17 protein-coding genes are annotated in these 16,147 nt (G+C 73.1%); 3 read left to right on the top strand and 14 right to left on the bottom strand.

All coding sequences use genetic code 11. The features are described 5' to 3' along the window. Positions 1 to 135: 135 nt before the first annotated feature. Both DEJ51_RS20100 and DEJ51_RS20095 read right to left on the bottom strand, forming a co-directional pair. Entirely contained in the window at positions 136 to 1,011 is an 876-nt protein-coding gene (locus DEJ51_RS20100; RefSeq protein WP_223835895.1) for a polysaccharide deacetylase family protein, read from the bottom strand. Then, a complete protein-coding gene (locus DEJ51_RS20095; RefSeq protein ID WP_223835894.1) occupies positions 1,008 to 1,877 on the bottom strand; it encodes a polysaccharide deacetylase family protein in 870 nt (289 codons plus the stop codon). Before DEJ51_RS20095 ends, DEJ51_RS20100 begins: the two co-directional genes overlap by 4 nt. 195 nt (positions 1,878 to 2,072) lie before the next feature. Between DEJ51_RS20095 and DEJ51_RS20090 the strand changes: the two genes are divergently transcribed. Beyond that, positions 2,073 to 3,281, top strand: a complete 1,209-nt coding sequence (locus DEJ51_RS20090) for a THUMP-like domain-containing protein (protein WP_223835893.1) — start codon at positions 2,073 to 2,075, stop codon at positions 3,279 to 3,281. 256 nt (positions 3,282 to 3,537) lie between these two features. On the opposite strand, the gene DEJ51_RS20085 is transcribed toward DEJ51_RS20090, so the two are convergent. Genes DEJ51_RS20085 through tsaB form a run of 4 tightly spaced genes read right to left on the bottom strand, consistent with a single transcriptional unit; the run spans position 3,538 to position 6,104 of the window. Then, positions 3,538 to 3,810 carry a hypothetical protein gene (locus DEJ51_RS20085; RefSeq protein WP_223835892.1) on the bottom strand — a complete coding sequence of 91 codons (273 nt, stop codon included), beginning with the start codon at positions 3,808 to 3,810 and terminating at the stop codon, positions 3,538 to 3,540. After that, the gene (tsaD, locus tag DEJ51_RS20080; protein WP_150258801.1) at positions 3,807 to 4,940 is read right to left on the bottom strand and encodes a tRNA (adenosine(37)-N6)-threonylcarbamoyltransferase complex transferase subunit TsaD; all 1,134 of its coding nucleotides are present in this window, start codon (positions 4,938 to 4,940) and stop codon (positions 3,807 to 3,809) included. Before tsaD ends, DEJ51_RS20085 begins: the two co-directional genes overlap by 4 nt. Continuing rightward, positions 4,933 to 5,412, bottom strand: a complete 480-nt coding sequence (gene rimI / locus DEJ51_RS20075; protein ID WP_150262036.1) for a ribosomal protein S18-alanine N-acetyltransferase — start codon at positions 5,410 to 5,412, stop codon at positions 4,933 to 4,935. Before rimI ends, tsaD begins: the two co-directional genes overlap by 8 nt. Positions 5,413 to 5,441: 29 nt before the next feature. Further along, positions 5,442 to 6,104 carry a tRNA (adenosine(37)-N6)-threonylcarbamoyltransferase complex dimerization subunit type 1 TsaB gene (tsaB, locus tag DEJ51_RS20070; protein WP_150258800.1) on the bottom strand — a complete coding sequence of 221 codons (663 nt, stop codon included), beginning with the start codon at positions 6,102 to 6,104 and terminating at the stop codon, positions 5,442 to 5,444. 119 nt (positions 6,105 to 6,223) lie between these two features. On the opposite strand from tsaB, the gene DEJ51_RS20065 reads away from it, so the two are divergent. Next, entirely contained in the window at positions 6,224 to 6,775 is a 552-nt protein-coding gene (locus DEJ51_RS20065; RefSeq protein ID WP_223835891.1) for a hypothetical protein, read from the top strand. Between the two features lie 67 nt (positions 6,776 to 6,842). Here the strand turns inward: DEJ51_RS20065 and DEJ51_RS20060 are convergent, their stop codons facing one another. From DEJ51_RS20060 to DEJ51_RS20025, 8 genes are all read right to left on the bottom strand, one after another. Beyond that, positions 6,843 to 7,028 carry a hypothetical protein gene (locus DEJ51_RS20060; RefSeq protein WP_150258799.1) on the bottom strand — a complete coding sequence of 62 codons (186 nt, stop codon included), beginning with the start codon at positions 7,026 to 7,028 and terminating at the stop codon, positions 6,843 to 6,845. 115 nt (positions 7,029 to 7,143) lie between these two features. After that, on the bottom strand, positions 7,144 to 7,710 hold the full coding sequence (gene tsaE / locus DEJ51_RS20055; protein WP_263411710.1) for a tRNA (adenosine(37)-N6)-threonylcarbamoyltransferase complex ATPase subunit type 1 TsaE: 567 nt from the start codon (positions 7,708 to 7,710) through the stop codon (positions 7,144 to 7,146). Beyond that, complete coding sequence (locus DEJ51_RS20050; RefSeq protein ID WP_150258798.1) at positions 7,661 to 8,920, bottom strand: alpha/beta fold hydrolase; 1,260 nt, start codon at positions 8,918 to 8,920, stop codon at positions 7,661 to 7,663. The genes tsaE and DEJ51_RS20050 overlap by 50 nt, the downstream gene beginning before the upstream one ends. Next, positions 8,865 to 10,001, bottom strand: a complete 1,137-nt coding sequence (alr, locus tag DEJ51_RS20045) for an alanine racemase (RefSeq protein ID WP_150258797.1) — start codon at positions 9,999 to 10,001, stop codon at positions 8,865 to 8,867. The genes DEJ51_RS20050 and alr overlap by 56 nt, the downstream gene beginning before the upstream one ends. A gap of 244 nt (positions 10,002 to 10,245) precedes the next feature. After that, the gene (locus DEJ51_RS20040; RefSeq protein ID WP_150258796.1) at positions 10,246 to 11,646 is read right to left on the bottom strand and encodes an NAD(P)H-hydrate dehydratase; all 1,401 of its coding nucleotides are present in this window, start codon (positions 11,644 to 11,646) and stop codon (positions 10,246 to 10,248) included. Between the two features lie 10 nt (positions 11,647 to 11,656). Further along, positions 11,657 to 12,025, bottom strand: a complete 369-nt coding sequence (locus tag DEJ51_RS20035; RefSeq protein ID WP_150258795.1) for a holo-ACP synthase — start codon at positions 12,023 to 12,025, stop codon at positions 11,657 to 11,659. Between the two features lie 25 nt (positions 12,026 to 12,050). Further along, complete coding sequence (gene glmS, locus DEJ51_RS20030; protein WP_150258794.1) at positions 12,051 to 13,898, bottom strand: glutamine--fructose-6-phosphate transaminase (isomerizing); 1,848 nt, start codon at positions 13,896 to 13,898, stop codon at positions 12,051 to 12,053. Between the two features lie 107 nt (positions 13,899 to 14,005). Next, positions 14,006 to 14,782: a hypothetical protein gene (locus tag DEJ51_RS20025; RefSeq protein ID WP_150258793.1), complete on the bottom strand. Its 777-nt coding sequence runs from the start codon at positions 14,780 to 14,782 to the stop codon at positions 14,006 to 14,008. 420 nt (positions 14,783 to 15,202) lie between these two features. Here DEJ51_RS20025 and coaA point away from each other — a divergent pair, with 420 nt between their 5' ends. Further along, a complete protein-coding gene (coaA, locus tag DEJ51_RS20020) occupies positions 15,203 to 16,132 on the top strand; it encodes a type I pantothenate kinase (RefSeq protein ID WP_411757393.1) in 930 nt (309 codons plus the stop codon). The last annotated feature ends 15 nt before the right edge of the window (positions 16,133 to 16,147 follow it).

Here is a 16,147-nt window from a genome sequence, read left to right as displayed (position 1 = left end):
GACCGCGCCCGGTCCTGCGAACGGGTGGCTTTCCCGCGTCGGCCGCGCGAGCCCGGCCCTGGGAGCCCGCTCTCGGTGGCCGTCTCCGGAACGGCCGGCTCGCGCCTCTCCCCCGCCCCCGAAGCCCCCGCCCGGCTACAGGTAGTCCTCCAGGCGGCCTATGCGGTAGCCCTGTTCCTGGATGCGCTGGAGCATGCGCGTCGTCATCTGGGTTTCCGTCGTGCCCTTGAGTTCGGACGGGCCGCGGAAGTGGGCGAGGATGATGTCGCCCGGTTTGAGGGCGGAGCCCTCGGCGTACTGGAAGTTGTTGATCTGCATCGAGACCCGCCACAGCACCAGGGACGAGACCCCGCACTCCGAGGCCGCCCGGAGGGTGTCGTCGTTGTAGTTGCCGAACGGCGGACGGAACAGCGGCGGGCGCTTGCCGAAGCGCTTCTCCAGGCGTTCCTGCTGGCCGCATATCTCCTTCTTCTGCCCCTCGAAGGAGAGGGTCCGCAGGTTCGGGTGCGTCAGCGTGTGGTTGTTTATCGTGCTCGCCGAGCCGTTGTCGCGGATCTTCTCGAAGTGCCCGTAGTCCGACGAGGCCACGCTGTCCGTGAGGAACATGCTGATCGGCAGCTTGAGGTCGGCCGCCATCTTCAGGAACTCGGGGTCCTTCTCCGCGCCGTCGTCGAAGGTCAGGAAGACGACCTTGTCGTCCGCCGGGACGGGTATTCGGTCTATCACCGGGACCTTGCCCGCGCCCGGCTTCGGGATCTGCGGCTTCTGGGCCGGCTTGGGCGCGTACTGGAGGGGGGCCGTCAGGCCCCACTTCCTGTACGCCTCGTCGCCGGCGCCCCCGGGCGCCGGCGACGGTGCCGCCGACCCTGTCGACGGCGTCGACGGCGTCGGCTGCGCCGTCTTGCCGGCCAGTCGTTCGGTGGGGGCCGCGCTGTCCCCGCACCCCGTCAGGGACAGCGCGAGCGCGCCGGCCGCCAGCGTTCCGGCTACCAACCGGCGCGCGTGCTTCACAGATAGTCCTCCAGGCGAGCCACGGCGTATCCCTTGTCCGTGACGGTCTTCATGACATGACGGATCATGTCAGGCATCGTTCCCTTCCAGTCGTCCTTGCCCCGGAAGTGCGTGAGGATGATGTCACCGGGGTGCAGGTCGCGGTCCCATTCCCGGTAGTCCATCCGGTTGGTGAACGCCTCCGCGTTCCACAGCGGGACCGCCTTGATTCCGCAGGACTTCGCCGCGCGCAGCGTGTCCTGGTTGTAGTTGCCGTACGGCGGCCGGAAGAGGGTCGGCCGCTTGCCGAACTGCTTCTGGATCGTGTCCTGCTGGCCGCAGATCTCCTCGCGCTGCTGCTCGTACGACAGGCCGGGCATGTAGCGGTGGTTGAGCGTGTGGTTGTTCAGGGTGACGCCCGCGTCCTGCATCTTCTTGAAGTACGGGTAGTTGTCCCGTACGACGTAGTCGCTGAGGAAGGCCGTGTACGGGATCTTCAGCTCCTGCATCATCTTCAGGAACTCGGGGTCCTTCTCCGAGCCGTCGTCGATCGTCAGGAAGACGACCTTGTCCTCGGTCGGGACGGTGGTGAAGACGTTCGGGTACTCCTCCTGGTCCTCCACCTCGAAGCCGTCGCGCGTGTGGATCTCGGGCTTCTCCTTGGGTGCCGGCGGGGCGGCGAGCGGGGTCTTGCGCAGTCCCCACTTCTTCGCCGCGACGACGCGAGCCTGTTGGGCCGCCTTGGCCTTCTCGGCGGCGCTGAGCGCGCCCGCGGCGCCTGCTTCCGCAGCCTTGGCGGCCTTCTCCTTCGCGGCCCTGTCCGGCCCGGAGTCCCCGGAGCCGCACGCCGTCCCGAGGGCGGCGACGAGCAGGGCTGCGACGGCCACGCCGAACCGGCCGCGCGGACCTGCCGCGTACCGGTGACCTTGTTGCGACTTATTTCCCTTTTGTCGTACTAGCTGCATAGCAGCGCATCCTGGCACCCGACACACGGACTCCCCGGAAGACACCGCGAACGCGGTCCCACCTTCCTTCGACTGGCCCACACCGTCCGCCTCCGGCCCGTCGCCGACAATGGATCCGTGACCCCCGAAGACTTCGCCGCCCTCCTCACCCCCGAGGGCCGCGCCCTCCTGGACTCGCTCCGCGACCACGACCCCTCGCAGGAACTGGCCGTCGCAACCCGGCTGCGCCGTGAGCACCCCGCCACCCTGGTCTCCGCCGCGCTCGGGCAGGCCCGGCTGCGGCAGCGGGCGGTGGCGAAGTTCGGCGCCGAGGACGCCTTCCGGATGTACTTCACGCCCGGCGGCGGCGAGATGGCCACGCGGGCGTCCGTGGCCTCGTACCGGGCCGAGCGGCTCGCCGCCCTCGGCGTGCGCAGCGTGGCGGACCTGTGCTGCGGAATCGGCGGCGACGCCCTCGCGCTGGCCCGGCTCGGCATCCGGGTGCTCGCGGTGGACCACGACCCGCTCACGGTCGCCGTCGCGCGGGCCAACGCCGAGGCGCTGGGGCTGGCGGACCTGATCGAGGTCCGGGAGGCGGACGTGACGGAGGTGGACGCCTCCGGCTACGACGCGGTCTTCGTCGACCCGGCACGGCGCGGGGGGCGCGGCCGGATCTTCGACCCGGAGGCGTACTCACCGCCGCTGTCGTGGGCCGTGGAGACGGCCCGTGCGGCGAAGTACGCCGCCATCAAGATCGCACCCGGGATCCCGCACGAGGCCGTGCCGGCGGAGGCCGAGGCGGAGTGGATCTCCGACCAGGGGGACGTCAAGGAGGCCGTGCTCTGGTTCGGGACCGCGCCGGGAACCGTCCGCGCCACCCTGCTCCCGGGGCCGCGCGCGCTGCACACCGCCGATCCGCTGCCCGATCCGCAGGCCGGGCCGGTCGGCCGCTGGCTCTACGAGCCCGACGGGGCCGTGATCCGCGCCCACCTGGTCGCCGAGGTCGCGGAGCAGCTGGACGGCCGGCTGATCGACCCGACGATCGCCTACGTCACCGCCGACGAACTGCGCGCGACGCCGTACGCGACGGCGTACGAGATCACCGACGTGCTGCCGTTCGGCCTGAAGAAGCTGAAGGCGCTGCTGCGCGAGCGCGGGGTCGGGATCCTGACCGTGAAGAAGCGCGGCTCGGCGATCGAGCCCGAGGAACTGCGCAAGAAGGTCAAGCCGCAGGGGCCGAACTCCGCGACCGTCTTCCTGACCCGGGTGGCGGGTGCCCCCTCGATGCTGATCGGCGCGCCGGCCGCCCCGCCTGCCGTACCGCCTGCGGCGACGCCCGGCCGGTGAGGCGGGTCCGGCGCCGCTGCCCGGGCCGCGACGGCCCGGGCAACGCTACGCCGGGCCGTACTAGCCCGGCCGCGGGGACCGGCGCGCAGCCGCCCGCTGCGGGGGCCGGGGGCGTGCGGGCTCGGCCGCGGGGGCCGGCGTCGTAGCGTCCGGCTGTGGGCCCCGGCCGTATGGCTCCCGCTGCGGGGGCCCGGCCGTACCGGGCGCGGATCCGCGCCTCGTCCGGGCCGGACTTGGCCGGCCGGGCGCAGCACGGTCAGGCCCCGTCGGCCTCCACCGACTCGAAGCGCCAGCGGTGTACCGCCCGTGTGATCAGGTCGGGCGCGGGTTCGGGAAGTTCCGGGAGGTCGGCCGCCACGCCCTCGGCGGCCTCCCACCAGGTGATCACGAGGACCCGGTCCTGCGGGGCCCGGAACACCTCGCGGCGCACCGGCTCCCGGGCCAGGACCTGGGCGCGGGCCCACTCCAGCAGCTCGTTGCCCCGGCCGTCGGCGGCCCGGGCCTCCCACATCAGCGCGACGGTGCTCACGAGTACAGGTTGTCCTTGCTCAGTTCGTGCACGTGGTCGTGATCGTGGCCGTGGCCGTGGGTGTGACCGTGGCCGGCCGCCTCCGAGGTACCCGGCACGTGCGGGTCCGTCACCGGCAGCGAGGAGTCGGCCGACAGGTCCCAGTCCGATGCGGGCCGGTTCCGCTTGACCATCTCCGCACCCAGCGCCGCGACCATCGCGCCGTTGTCCGTGCACAGCTTCGGCCGCGGCACGCGCAGCACGATGCCCGCCGCGTCGCACCGCTCCTGCGCCAGCGACCGCAGCCGGGAGTTGGCCGCGACGCCGCCTCCGATCATCAGGTGGTCGACGCCCTCGTCCTTGCACGCCCGGATCGCCTTGCGGGTCAGCACGTCCACCACGGCCTCCTGGAAGGACGCCGCCACGTCGCGCACCGGTACGTCCTCGCCCGCGTTCCGCTTCGCCTCGATCCAGCGGGCGACGGCCGTCTTGAGCCCGGAGAAGGAGAAGTCGTACGCGGCGTCCCGCGGCCCCGTCAGCCCGCGCGGGAAGTTGATCGCCTTCGGGTCGCCCTCGCGTGCGAGGCGGTCGATGACCGGGCCTCCGGGGAAGCCCAGCTGGAGCACGCGCGCGATCTTGTCGAAGGCCTCGCCCGCCGCGTCGTCGATGGTCGCGCCGAGCGGCCGTACGTCGGAGGTGATGTCCGGGGCCAGCAGCAGCGAGGAGTGCCCGCCGGACACCAGCAGCGCCATCGTCGGCTCCGGCAGCGGCCCGTGCTCCAGCTGGTCCACGCAGATGTGGGAGGCCAGGTGGTTCACGCCGTACAGGGGCTTGCCGAGCGCGTAGGCGTAGGCCTTGGCCGCCGAGACGCCGACGAGCAGCGCGCCCGCGAGACCCGGTCCGGCCGTGACCGCGATGCCGTCGAGGTCACGGGCGCTGACCCCGGCCTCCTTCAGCGCGCGTTCGATCGTGGGGACCATCGCCTCCAGGTGGGCCCGCGAGGCCACCTCGGGCACGACGCCGCCGAAGCGGGCGTGCTCGTCGACGCTCGACGCGATCGCGTCCGCGAGCAGGGTGGTGCCGCGGACGACGCCGACGCCGGTCTCGTCGCAAGAGGTCTCGATGCCGAGGACGAGCGGTTCGTCAGCCATTGCTCTCACTGCTCTCAGTTCGTGCTTGTGCGGGGTCGGTCAGTCGCATGACGAGCGCGTCGACGTTGCCGGGCTGGTAGTAGCCGCGCCGGAAGCCGAGGGGCTCGAAGCCGAAGCGCTCGTAGAGCTTCTGGGCGCGGGTGTTGTCCACTCGTACCTCCAGGAGCACCTCGGCGCATTCGAACGCGGTGGCGGCGCGCAGCAGGTCGGTCAGGAGCCGGGCGCCGAGCCCGGTCCCCCACTGGTCGCGGGCGGCCGCGATGGTCTGTACGTCGGCCAGGTCGCCGGCGGCGGCCAGTCCCGCGTAGCCCACCAGCCGGCCGGCCGCGTCCTCGGCGACGACGTAGTGGCGCGTGGCCTGCGGGCCGCGGGCGTGGGCGAGCTCGGACCAGAACATCCCGGCGGACCAGGCGTCCTCGGGGAACAGCTCGTGCTCCAGTTCCAGTACGGGTCCGATGTCCCACCAGCGCATCTCGCGCAGGGTGTGGGGGGTCGCCGGGGTCACTGCGGGGTGACCACCTTGTAGTTCTTGGGTACCTGGGCGTCGGGCCGGCGCAGGTAGAGCGGGGTCGGAGGCAGGAACTCCAGGCCGGCGGCCAGTCGTTCGGCTGCCAGTGAGGCGAGCGCGGCGGCCGACTGGTGCTCGGGGTTCCGGGCGTCCGTGAACACCTCGGGGTACAGGAGGGCGCCCTGGCCGACCGCGGGCAGGCCCGCGACCTGCTGGGCGATGTCGGCCGGGCGGTCCACGGCGGGCTCGCCGACGCGCGTGCGCGGGTCCTCGTACCGGGCCCAGTAGACCTCCTTGCGCCGTGCGTCGGTGGCGACGGTGAAGGGGCCCTCGACGCCGGCGGTCCCGGCGGCGTACGCGAGGCCGTCGAGCGTGCACAGGCCGTGCACGGGTACGCCCAGCACTGCGGCGAAGGTGGAGGCGGTGACGAGGCCGACGCGCAGCCCGGTGTAGGGGCCGGGACCGACACCGACGACGACGCCGGTGACGGCTTCGAGCGTGACCCCGGCCTCGGCGAGGACCTTGTCCACGGAGGGCAGCAGGAGCTCCCCGTGGCGGCGGGCGTCGACCTGGTTCGACTCGGCGACGACGGACTCACCGTCGTGCAGGGCGACGGTGACGGCGGGCGTGGCGGTATCTACGGCGAGCAAGAGCACGCGAACAGCCTACGACTCCGGCGGCCGCACCCCTTGCGGCCGGTCTCGGAGCAGGGCGGCTGCTACCTTTCGACGGGGTACCGGACGTGGTATCGGTCGGCGCGGAGAGGTGGAGCAAGGTGGCACGCAGTTCGGGAATCGTGGCCGGGCTCACCGCCGCGGCGGTGGCCGTCGTGGGCTTCCTCGGCTACCAGGCTTCCGCCACGGCGCCCGCGCGTCCCCCGAAGGCCGCCGCGCAGGAGCCGGCCCCCGCCGCGAGCGCGGCCGCCAAGCAGGACCCGGCGAAGCCGGCGGCCGTGCCCGAGGGTTCCGGTACCGGCGTGCGCGTCGTGTACTCGGTGGGCCAGAAGCGGGTGTGGCTGGTCGGCGACCCCGCGCAGCCGCCGAAGACGTTCACGGTGATGCCGAGCACGGTGCACCCGAAGCCGGGCACCTACACGGTCGGGTCGCGCTCGGGTTCGGTCACCGGCTCGGACGGCGTGCCGATCGAGCACGTGGTGCGGTTCGCCAGCGCGGAGGGTGTGGCGGTCGGTTTCAGCGCCCGCACGGACGGCGCGCTGCCGGAGCCCGACCCGAACAAGAAGACCGGCGGCATCCGCATGACCCGTGCCGACGGCGACGCCATGTGGGCGTTCGCGACGATCGCCGCGAAGGTCGTCGTCGTTCCCTGACGGATCGCCCTCGCTTCACCCGACCGGGTGAGGCCGCTCCGTCCCCGCACCGCTCCCGGTCAGAGAGCTAGGCCGCTTCGGATTCCGGAGCGGCCTCTTCGCGTGCCGTGTCGGCCGGCCGGCCCTGGTCCGTGGCGTACTCCCGTGCGGGGGGCGTCGAGACGGCGGTGGCGGCCACGCCGGCGGCGAGGAGCGTCCACATGGAGACGGTGGACGGGCGGGGTTCGCGATGTGCTCCTGCTGGTGCCGACATGGCTGCCTCCTGGACCCGGGACACCGTACTTAGGCATACCTAAGAAACTCTCGGTACCATGTCACCACGAGGGCCGCCGACAGCGCAATATCTTGCCGACGAGTTGTCGGTACGTTTACTCGGAGAGGACACCGGCCAGGGTGTCCAGCCCGGCCCCGGCGCTCCAGCGCGCCCCGACTCCGCGCACCAGGACCTCCCGTACGTCGTCCAGGACCTCCTCGTGGCCGACCGCCCGGGCGATCACCACGTGCAGCCGGTCGTCGGAGAGCTCCTCGACCTTGCCGTCGCCCCACTCCACGACGACCACGGACTCGGGCAGCGAGACGTCGAGGTCCAGGTCCTCCATCTCGTCCAGCCCGCCGCCCAGGCGGTACGCGTCCACGTGCACCAGCGCCGGTCCCCCGGTCAGCGAGGGGTGCACCCGGGCGATCACGAAGGTCGGCGAGGTCACGGCCCCGCGCACGCCCAGGCCCTCGCCGAGGCCCCGGGTGAGCGTGGTCTTGCCCGCGCCCAGCTCGCCGGTCAGCAGGACGAGGTCGCCGGGGCGCAGCAGGGCGGCGATCCTGCGGCCCAGTTCCTGCATCGCGTCCGGGGAGTCGATCGTGATCCGGGTCTCCGCGCCGGCTGCGGCCTCAGGTGCCGGCGCCTGGCTGCGCTGTGCTTCCAGCGGTACTTCTTCCATGCCCGCCAACGTTAGTCGCTGCGGGGACGGCCACCGCCCCGGTGCGCGCCAGCAGCTCGGTGAGCAGCCGCGTCACGGTCTCCGGGCGTTCCAGCATCATGAGGTGCCCGGTGGACTCCAGGACCACGAGGTCGGCGCCGGGCAGCGCCTCCTTGATGGCGACGCTGTGCGCGGGCGGGGTGATCATGTCCTTGTCCCCGGCGATGACCGTGACCGGCAGGTCCGCGAACAGCTGGAGGGCGGAGGTCTTGTCGTGGGTCTGGAAGGCCGGGTAGAACTCGGCGACCACGTCGATGGGCGTGGCCTCGATCAGCCGCTCGGCGAACCGCGCGACGCCGGGATCCACGTCCCGGGAGCCGAACGAGTACATCTTGATCATCCCGGCGAAGAGGTCGGCGGTGGCCCGGCGGCCCTTCTCGACCAGCTCCACCTGGGAGCCGAGCGCCTTGAGCACGCCCGGCAGGAGCCGGCGCACCGCTCCCATGCCGGCGGCGGGGAGCCCGTAGGTCACCTCGTCGAGGCGGCCGCTGGAGGTGCCGACCAGGGCGACGCCGACGACGCGGTCGCGGACGAGCTCGGGGTACTGCTCGGCGAATCCCATGATGGTCATTCCGCCCATCGAGTGACCCACCAGGATCAGCGGCCCCTCGGGGGCGGTCGCGTCGATGACGGCCTTCAGGTCCCGGCCGAGCTGGTCGATGCTCACCGGCTCGCCGTCCGCGTGGCCGAGGCCGCGGGCGCTGCGGCCGTGGCTGCGCTGGTCCCAGTAGACCGCGCGGACCACTCCGCGCAGGGCGGCGCGCTGGAAGTGCCAGGAGTCCTGGCCGAGGCAGTAGCCGTGGCAGAAGACGACGGTGGCCTGGGGTTCGGCCTTGCGCCGCAGGCGCCGCCGCTTGCCGTCCTCGGGGAGCTCGTCGACCTCGTAGTAGAGCTCGGTGGCGTCCTCGGCCCGGCAGATCCCCTCGGTGCCGCGCAGGGACCCGTAGTCCCCGGCCGCGTCGAGGGCGAGGCGTGCCTTCCTCCGCATGCCGCGGCCGACGGTGATCCTCTCGACCGCGACACCGGCCGCCGCTCCTGCGGCTATCACGCCGATGGCGGCGCCGGCCCAGCCGGCCTTGCGCCAGTTCTCGCTCACGCCGCCGCCCTCACTCCGCTCAGCCGCCCAGGTACACCCGGGGCACTCGTGCACCGATACGGGTGACGATCTCATACGCGATCGTGTGTGCCGCTCGTGCCCAGTCCTCGGCGGTCGGTTCACCGCGCTCCGCGTCCCCGAAGATGACGGCCTCGTCACCGGCGCGGGCGTGGTCCTCCCCCAAGTCGACCACGAACTGGTCCATCGCGATGCGCCCGGCGACCTGGCGGACCTTGCCGCCGACGAGCACCGGGCCGAGGCCGGACGCCTGCCGGGGGATGCCGTCGGCGTAGCCGGCCGGCACCAGCGCGAGAGTCGTCTCGGCGTCGGTGACGTAGTGGTGGCCGTAGCTCACCCCGTGCCCGGCGGGAACCGTCTTGACCAGCGCGAGGGAGGCCTTCAGGGCCATCGCGGGCCGCAGGCCCAGCTCGGCCGGGGTGCCGAGCTCGGGGGCGGGCGAGACCCCGTAGACGGCCAGTCCGCAGCGCACCAGGTCGAAGTGGGACTCGGGCAGCGTGAGGGTGGCCGGCGAGTTGGCGATGTGCCGGACCTCGGGCTCGACGCCCTCCTTCTCGGCGTACGCGAGCATGTCGCGGAACGCGGCCAGCTGGCGCTGGATCGAGGGGTGCCCGGGCTCGTCGGCGCAGGCGAAGTGCGACCAGACACCGGTGACCTGGACGGTCCCCTCGGCCTGGGCGGCGACGGCCGCTCCGACCAGTGCCTCCCAGTCGGCGGGCTGGCAGCCGTTGCGGCCGAGGCCGGTGTCGGCCTTGAGCTGGACGCGGGCGGTGCGGCCCGCCGCGCGGGCGGCCTCGCGCACCTCGTCGAGGGCCCACATTCCGCTGACGGCGACGTCGATGTCGGCCTCGACGGCCTCCCGCCAGGGCCCGCCCGGGGTCCAGAGCCAGCACATCAGCCGCCCCCGGATCCCGGCGGCGCGGAGCGCGAGGGCCTCGTCGGGCGTGGCCGTGCCGAGCCAGGTGGCACCGGCTTCCTGGGCGGCCTTGGCGCACTCCAGGGCACCGTGCCCGTAGGCATTCGCCTTGACCACGGCCATCAGCTCGGCCCGGGGCGCCCGCTCGCGCAGTGCGCGCACGTTCTCCCGTACGGCGTCAAGATCGATCTCGGCGTACACGCGCGTCGCTGTCTCGTTCATCGCCCACAGTCTCTCAGAACCCCGGCCGGGTACCCGGTGCGGGCGCCCGCTGCGCGGAGCTCCCGTCCGCCCGGCGTCCCTCCGTCCGGCGGACCCGGCCGGGCCCTGCCCTGATCCGCGCCGGCTCCGACCGGACCTGCGCGGGCTGCGCGCCGGGGCCCGCGCCTCGATCGCCGGAGAGGCCGCGATGCCCGCCCCGTCGGTGCCACGGGCACCTCAGCCCGGCCGGCACCCCGAGCCCAGGTCAGGGGCGGGCCACGTCCCGCCAGGCCGCGGGGAGGGCTTCCGCCACCTGGTGGGCCAGGAGCGGGCCCCCGGCGCGGCGGGCCGCCAGGCCGTGGAGGTACGCGCCCGCCGCCCCCGCGTCCGCCCCGGACAGACCGCCCGCCAGCAGGGAGCCCGCGAGGCCTGACAGCACGTCCCCGCTGCCGGCGGTGGCCAGCCACGGGGTGCCCGTCGGGTTCACCCGAACGGCACCGCCGCCCGAGGCGACCAGCGTCGTCGAGCCCTTCAGCAGCACCGCCGCCCCGTACCGCTGCGCCAGCAGCCGTACGGCGTCCAGCCGGCCCGCCTCCACCGACTCCCGCGACACCCCCAGCAGCGCCGCCGCCTCCCCCGCGTGCGGGGTCAGCAGGGTCGGGGCCGTCCTGGCCCGCAGCACCTGCGGGTCCAGCCCGCGCAGCCCGTCCGCGTCGACCAGCACCGCGGCGTCGCCGGCCAGCAGTTCCGCGACCTCCCCGGCGCGCCCCTCGCCCAGCCCCGGGCCGACCACCCACGCCTGCACCCGGCCGGGCCCGATCAGCGTCTCGGGGTAGCGGGCGAGCACCGCCTCGGCCGCCGGCCCCACGTACCGCACCGCGCCCGCGCCGCCCCGCAGCGCTCCCGCCACCGCCAGCACCGCAGCGCCCGGGTACCGCGCCGACCCGGCGACGATCCCGACCACGCCCCGCCGGTACTTGTCGCTCGTCGCCGTCGGCTCCGGCAGCAGCCCCGCCACGTCCGCGTGCTGCAGGGCCTCCACCTGCGGCGACGGCAGCTCCAGCCCGATCTCGACGAGGTGCACCGCGCCCGCCCGGGACGCCCCGGGGTCGATCAGCAGGCCGGGCTTGTACGCCCCGAAGGTCACCGTCACATCGGCCGTCACGGCCGGACCCGCCACCTCCCCGGTGTCCGCGTCCACCCCGCTCGGCAGGTCCACCGCGACCACGGGGACCCCCTGCGGGATCCGCTCCGCCAGGGCCGCGGCCGCGGGGCGCAGCCCGCCCCGCCCGCCGATCCCGAGCAGCCCGTCCAGTACGAGGTCCGCCCGCTGCGGGACCGCTCCCGCGAGGTGTCCCCCGGCGGCCCGCAGCGCGGCCAGCCCGCCCGGGTGCATCCGCTCGGGGTCCATCGGCACGGCCGTCACCCCGGCTCCGCGCCGGGCCAGCCGGGCGCCCGCGTACAGCGCGTCACCGCCGTTGTCCCCGGGGCCGACGAGCAGGACGACCCGGGCCCCGTACACCCCGCCGCGGGCCCGCCGCAGCAGCCCGGCGCACGCGGCGGCCAGGCCGGCCGCCGCCCGCTGCATCAGGGCGCCCTCGGGGAGGCGGGCCATCAGCTCCCGCTCGGCGGCCCGTACGGTCTCCACGCTGTAAGCAGTCCGCATGGGCTGCCCCCTAACTCTCTGCGATCACCACGGCGGAGGCGATGCCGGCGTCGTGGCTGAGCGAGATGTGCCAGGACTTCACGCCCAGCTCCAGCGCCCGCGCCTCGACCGTCCCGGACACCCGCAGCCGCGGCTGCCCGGTGGTCTCGACGTAGACCTCGGCGTCGGTCCACAGCAGGCCGCCGGGCGCGCCGAGCGCCTTGGCGAGGGCCTCCTTGGCGGCGAACCGGGCGGCGAGCGAGGCGATCCCGCGCCGCTCGCCGCTCGGCAGCGTCAGCTCGGCGTCGACGAACAACCGCGCCGCCAGGTTCGGCGTGCGCTCCAGCGCCGCGCCGAACCGCTCGATCTCCGCTACGTCGATCCCGACGCCGATAATCACAACGACAACTCCACTGGCCGACTGCCTACTCCACCGTCACCGACTTGGCGAGGTTACGCGGCTGGTCCACCTCGTTGCCGCGCGCCGTCGCCAGCTCGCACGCGAACACCTGCAGCGGGACCGTCGCCACGAGCGGCTGGAGCAGCGTCGGCGTCGCGGGGATCCGGATCAGGTGGTCCGCGTACGGGACGACCGCCTCGTCGCCCTCCTCCGCGATCACGATGGTCCGCGCCCCCCGCGCCCGGATCTCCTGGATGTTCGACACGATCTTGTCGTGGATCACCGACCGGCCGCGCGGCGACGGGACGACCACCACCACCGGCAGGTCCTTCTCGATCAGCGCGATCGGCCCGTGCTTGAGCTCGCCCGCCGCGAAGCCCTCGGCGTGCATGTACGCCAGCTCCTTGAGCTTGAGCGCGCCCTCCAGCGCCACCGGGTAGCCGACGTGGCGGCCCAGGAACAGCACGGTGTTCTTCTCGGCGAGCGAGCGCGCCAGCGCCCGTACCGGCTCCATGGTCTCCAGGACGGTGTCCACGGCGGCGGCGATGTCGGACAGCTCCCGGATGACGGCCTGGATCTCGTCGCCCCACTTCGTGCCCCGGACCTGTCCGAGGTAGAGCGCGACCAGGTAGCAGGCCACCAGCTGCGTCAGGAAGGCCTTGGTCGAGGCGACGGCCACCTCGGGACCGGCGTGCGTGTAGAGGACCGCATCCGATTCGCGGGGGATCGTCGACCCGTTCGTGTTGCAGATGGCCAGTACCTTGGCCCCCTGCTCGCGCGCGTGCCGCAGCGCCATGAGGGTGTCCATGGTCTCGCCGGACTGCGAGATCGCGACCACCAGCGTCCGCTGGTCCAGGATCGGGTCGCGGTAGCGGAACTCGCTCGCCAGCTCCGTCTCGCACGGGATGCGGGTCCAGTGCTCGATGGCCAGCTTCGCGATCATGCCCGCGTGGTACGCCGTACCGCACGCCACGATCACGACCTTGTCGACCTCCCTGAGCACCGAGACGGGGATGCGCACCTCGTCCAGGGTCAGCGAGCCGCTCGCGTCGATCCTGCCCAGGAGGGTGTCGGCGACGGCCTTCGGCTGCTCGGCGATCTCCTTGAGCATGAAGTAGTCGTAGCCCCCCTTCTCGGCCGCCGAGGCGTCCCAGTCCACGTGGTACGCCCGCACGGTCGCGGCCGAACCGTCGAAGTTGGTCACCGAGACGCCCTCGCGGCGGAGCTCGACGACCTGGTCCTGCCCCAGCTCGATCGCGGACCGCGTGTGGGCGATGAACGCGGCCACGTCCGAGGCGAGGAAGTTCTCGCCCTCTCCGACGCCCACCACCAGGGGCGAGTTCCGGCGCGCGCCGACCACCACGTCCGGCTCGTCGGCGTGCACGGCGACCAGGGTGAAGGCGCCCTCCAGGCGCCGGCACACCTGCCGCATGGCTTCCGCGAGATCGCCGGTGGCCGAGAACTGCTCCGCCAGCAGGTGCGCCACGACCTCGGTGTCCGTCTCGGACTCCAGCCGGTGTCCGCGTTCGGCCAGCTCGGCCCGGAGCGCGGCGAAGTTCTCGATGATGCCGTTGTGCACGACGGCCACGCGCCCCGAATTGTCGAGGTGCGGGTGGGCGTTGGCGTCGGTGGGCCCGCCGTGGGTCGCCCACCGGGTGTGCCCGAGCCCCGTGGAACCGGTCGGCAGCGGGTGCCCGACCAGCTCCTTCTCCAGATTGACGAGCTTGCCGGCCTTCTTGGCGGCCGCCAGGCTGCCGTCCGCGAGCACGGCGACCCCGGCCGAGTCGTAGCCGCGGTACTCCAGCCGCTTGAGTCCGGCGATGACCACATCGAGCGCCGACTGCGCTCCCACGTAACCCACAATTCCGCACATAGGCCGCAGCGTACGCCGTGGTCGTCCGTCTGCCCCGTAGCGGAACAAGACGAAAAACCCGCTCCGGCGCATGCGCCGGAGCGGGTTGACGTTGTGTCGGGCAGGTGTCAGCCGAGCTTCTTCACCTGGGCGTCGACGAGGGCCTTCGGCTGCTCGGCGGTGCCGGCCAGGCTCAGCGAGGAGAAGGTCGCGACCGTGTTGCCCTTGCGCACGAAGACCAGCTGGGTCGTCAGCTTCTGGCCGTCGGCGTCGAGCTCGACCGTCAGGGGCAGGGCCGCGTCACCGCCGGTGACGGCGGCACCGGGGGCCACCTTGGTGATCTTGGTGGTCTCGCCGTCCTGGGTGGCCGAGTAGCCGCCGGAGCACTTCTCGCTCGCGGTCTTCACTGCGGCGAACGCCTCCTCGGCGCCCTTGCCCTCGTACGAGGCGAGGGTGACGGCCGTGGCCGTGGAGCCGAGCGCGCCCATGATCGCCTTCGCCGCGTCCTCCGGTGCGGCACCCGCGGCGGCGGGCTTCGGGGTGGCCACGGCCTTGGTGCGGGCCGTGCCGGAGGGGGTGCCGGCCGCGACGAACGCCTGCGCCTGGACGAGCACCTTGCACTCGGGCTTGTCGCTGGTGGCGGTGGCACCGGCGGCGGCCTCGGCGGGCGTGGCCTCCTTGAAGGTGTGGTCCGCGAGGTCGGCCTGGACCACGATCAGCTTGGCCAGCTCGGCGTCCGTCTTGCCCTTGACGGCGGGGGCCGCCGAGCTCTCGGCGGCGGAGGGCTTGGCGTCCGCCTTCGAGTCGGCCTTGTCGGCCTTGTCGGAGCCGCAGGCGGTGGCCAGCAGGGCCAGGGACACCGCGGACGCGGTCAGGACGGTACGACGGACAAGGGCGGTACGCACGAAAGATCTCCCCCATGGAGTACGACAGCGACAGGGCAGCCCGGACCGCGCCCCTCGGAACGGGGCGTGGACATGACTGCGGTGATCAACAATGTACGGGTCAAACGATCAGCCGGCCGCCACAGGGCGCGTTCGCGGCCGATCGTGACCCGGACGAGACCCCAAGAATTTCCAATCGAAACCACTCCGCGTACAACCGGGCCCGGCACCGGCCGGACCCCGCCCGGCCGTGCGCCCTCCCGCTCCACACGTGACCGACCACACCACCCACAACCGCCCCGGAGCCCCGACAATGGCGGTGTGATCACTTCGCCGCCACGAAGCAACACGCCGGACAACGCAACGGAGCGCACCGGCCGGGACGGGCACCCCACCCGCCCCGCACACCGCCGGGGCCCCGAGGCCTCGCCCTACGTCGATCTGACCCGCGCCGAGTGGAGCGCCCTGCGGGAGCGGACCCCGCTGCCGCTGACCGCCGACGAGGTGGAGCGGCTGCGCGGCCTCGGCGACGTCATCGACCTCGACGAGGTCCGCGACGTCTACCTGCCGCTGTCCCGGCTCCTCAACCTGTACGTCGGCGCCACCAGCAACCTGCGCGGCACCCTCAACACCTTCCTCGGCGACGCGGGCAACGGGCACGGCGCCCAGCAGGGCACCCCCTTCGTCATAGGGGTCGCCGGTTCGGTCGCCGTCGGCAAGTCCACGGTGGCACGTCTGCTGCAGGCCCTGCTGGCCCGCTGGCCCGAGCACCCGCGCGTGGAGCTGGTCACCACCGACGGCTTCCTGTACCCGATGAAGGAGCTCCAGCGGCGCGGGCTGACCTCCCGCAAGGGGTTCCCGGAGTCCTACGACCGCCGCGCGCTCACCCGCTTCGTCGCCGACATCAAGGCCGGCAAGGACGAGGTGCGGGCCCCGGTCTACTCGCACCTGATCTACGACATCGTGCCCGGCGAGGAACTCGTCGTCCGCCGCCCGGACATCCTCATCGTCGAGGGCCTCAACGTCCTCCAGCCGGCCCTCCCGGGCACGGACGGCCGTACCCGCGTCGCCCTCGCCGACTACTTCGACTTCAGCGTGTACGTGGACGCGCGCCCCGAGGACATCGAGCGCTGGTACCTGAACCGGTTCCGGAAGCTGCGGGCGACCGCCTTCCAGAATCCTTTCTCCTACTTCCGCAAGTACACCCAGGTCTCCGAGGAGGAGGCGCTGGAGTACGCACAGACCATGTGGCGGACGATCAACCGGCCCAACCTGCTGGAGAACGTGGCGCCCACCCGCGGCCGGGCCACCCTCGTCGTCCGCAAGGGACCGGACCACAAGGTGCAGAAGCTGAGCCTGCGCAAGCTCTGACCTCGGGGTGCGTAG

The organism is Streptomyces venezuelae, assembly GCF_008642275.1.
GTDB lineage: Bacteria > Actinomycetota > Actinomycetes > Streptomycetales > Streptomycetaceae > Streptomyces > Streptomyces venezuelae_E.
Note: the sequence above shows the minus strand (reverse complement) of the source record. Positions and strands in the feature narration are given on the sequence as shown.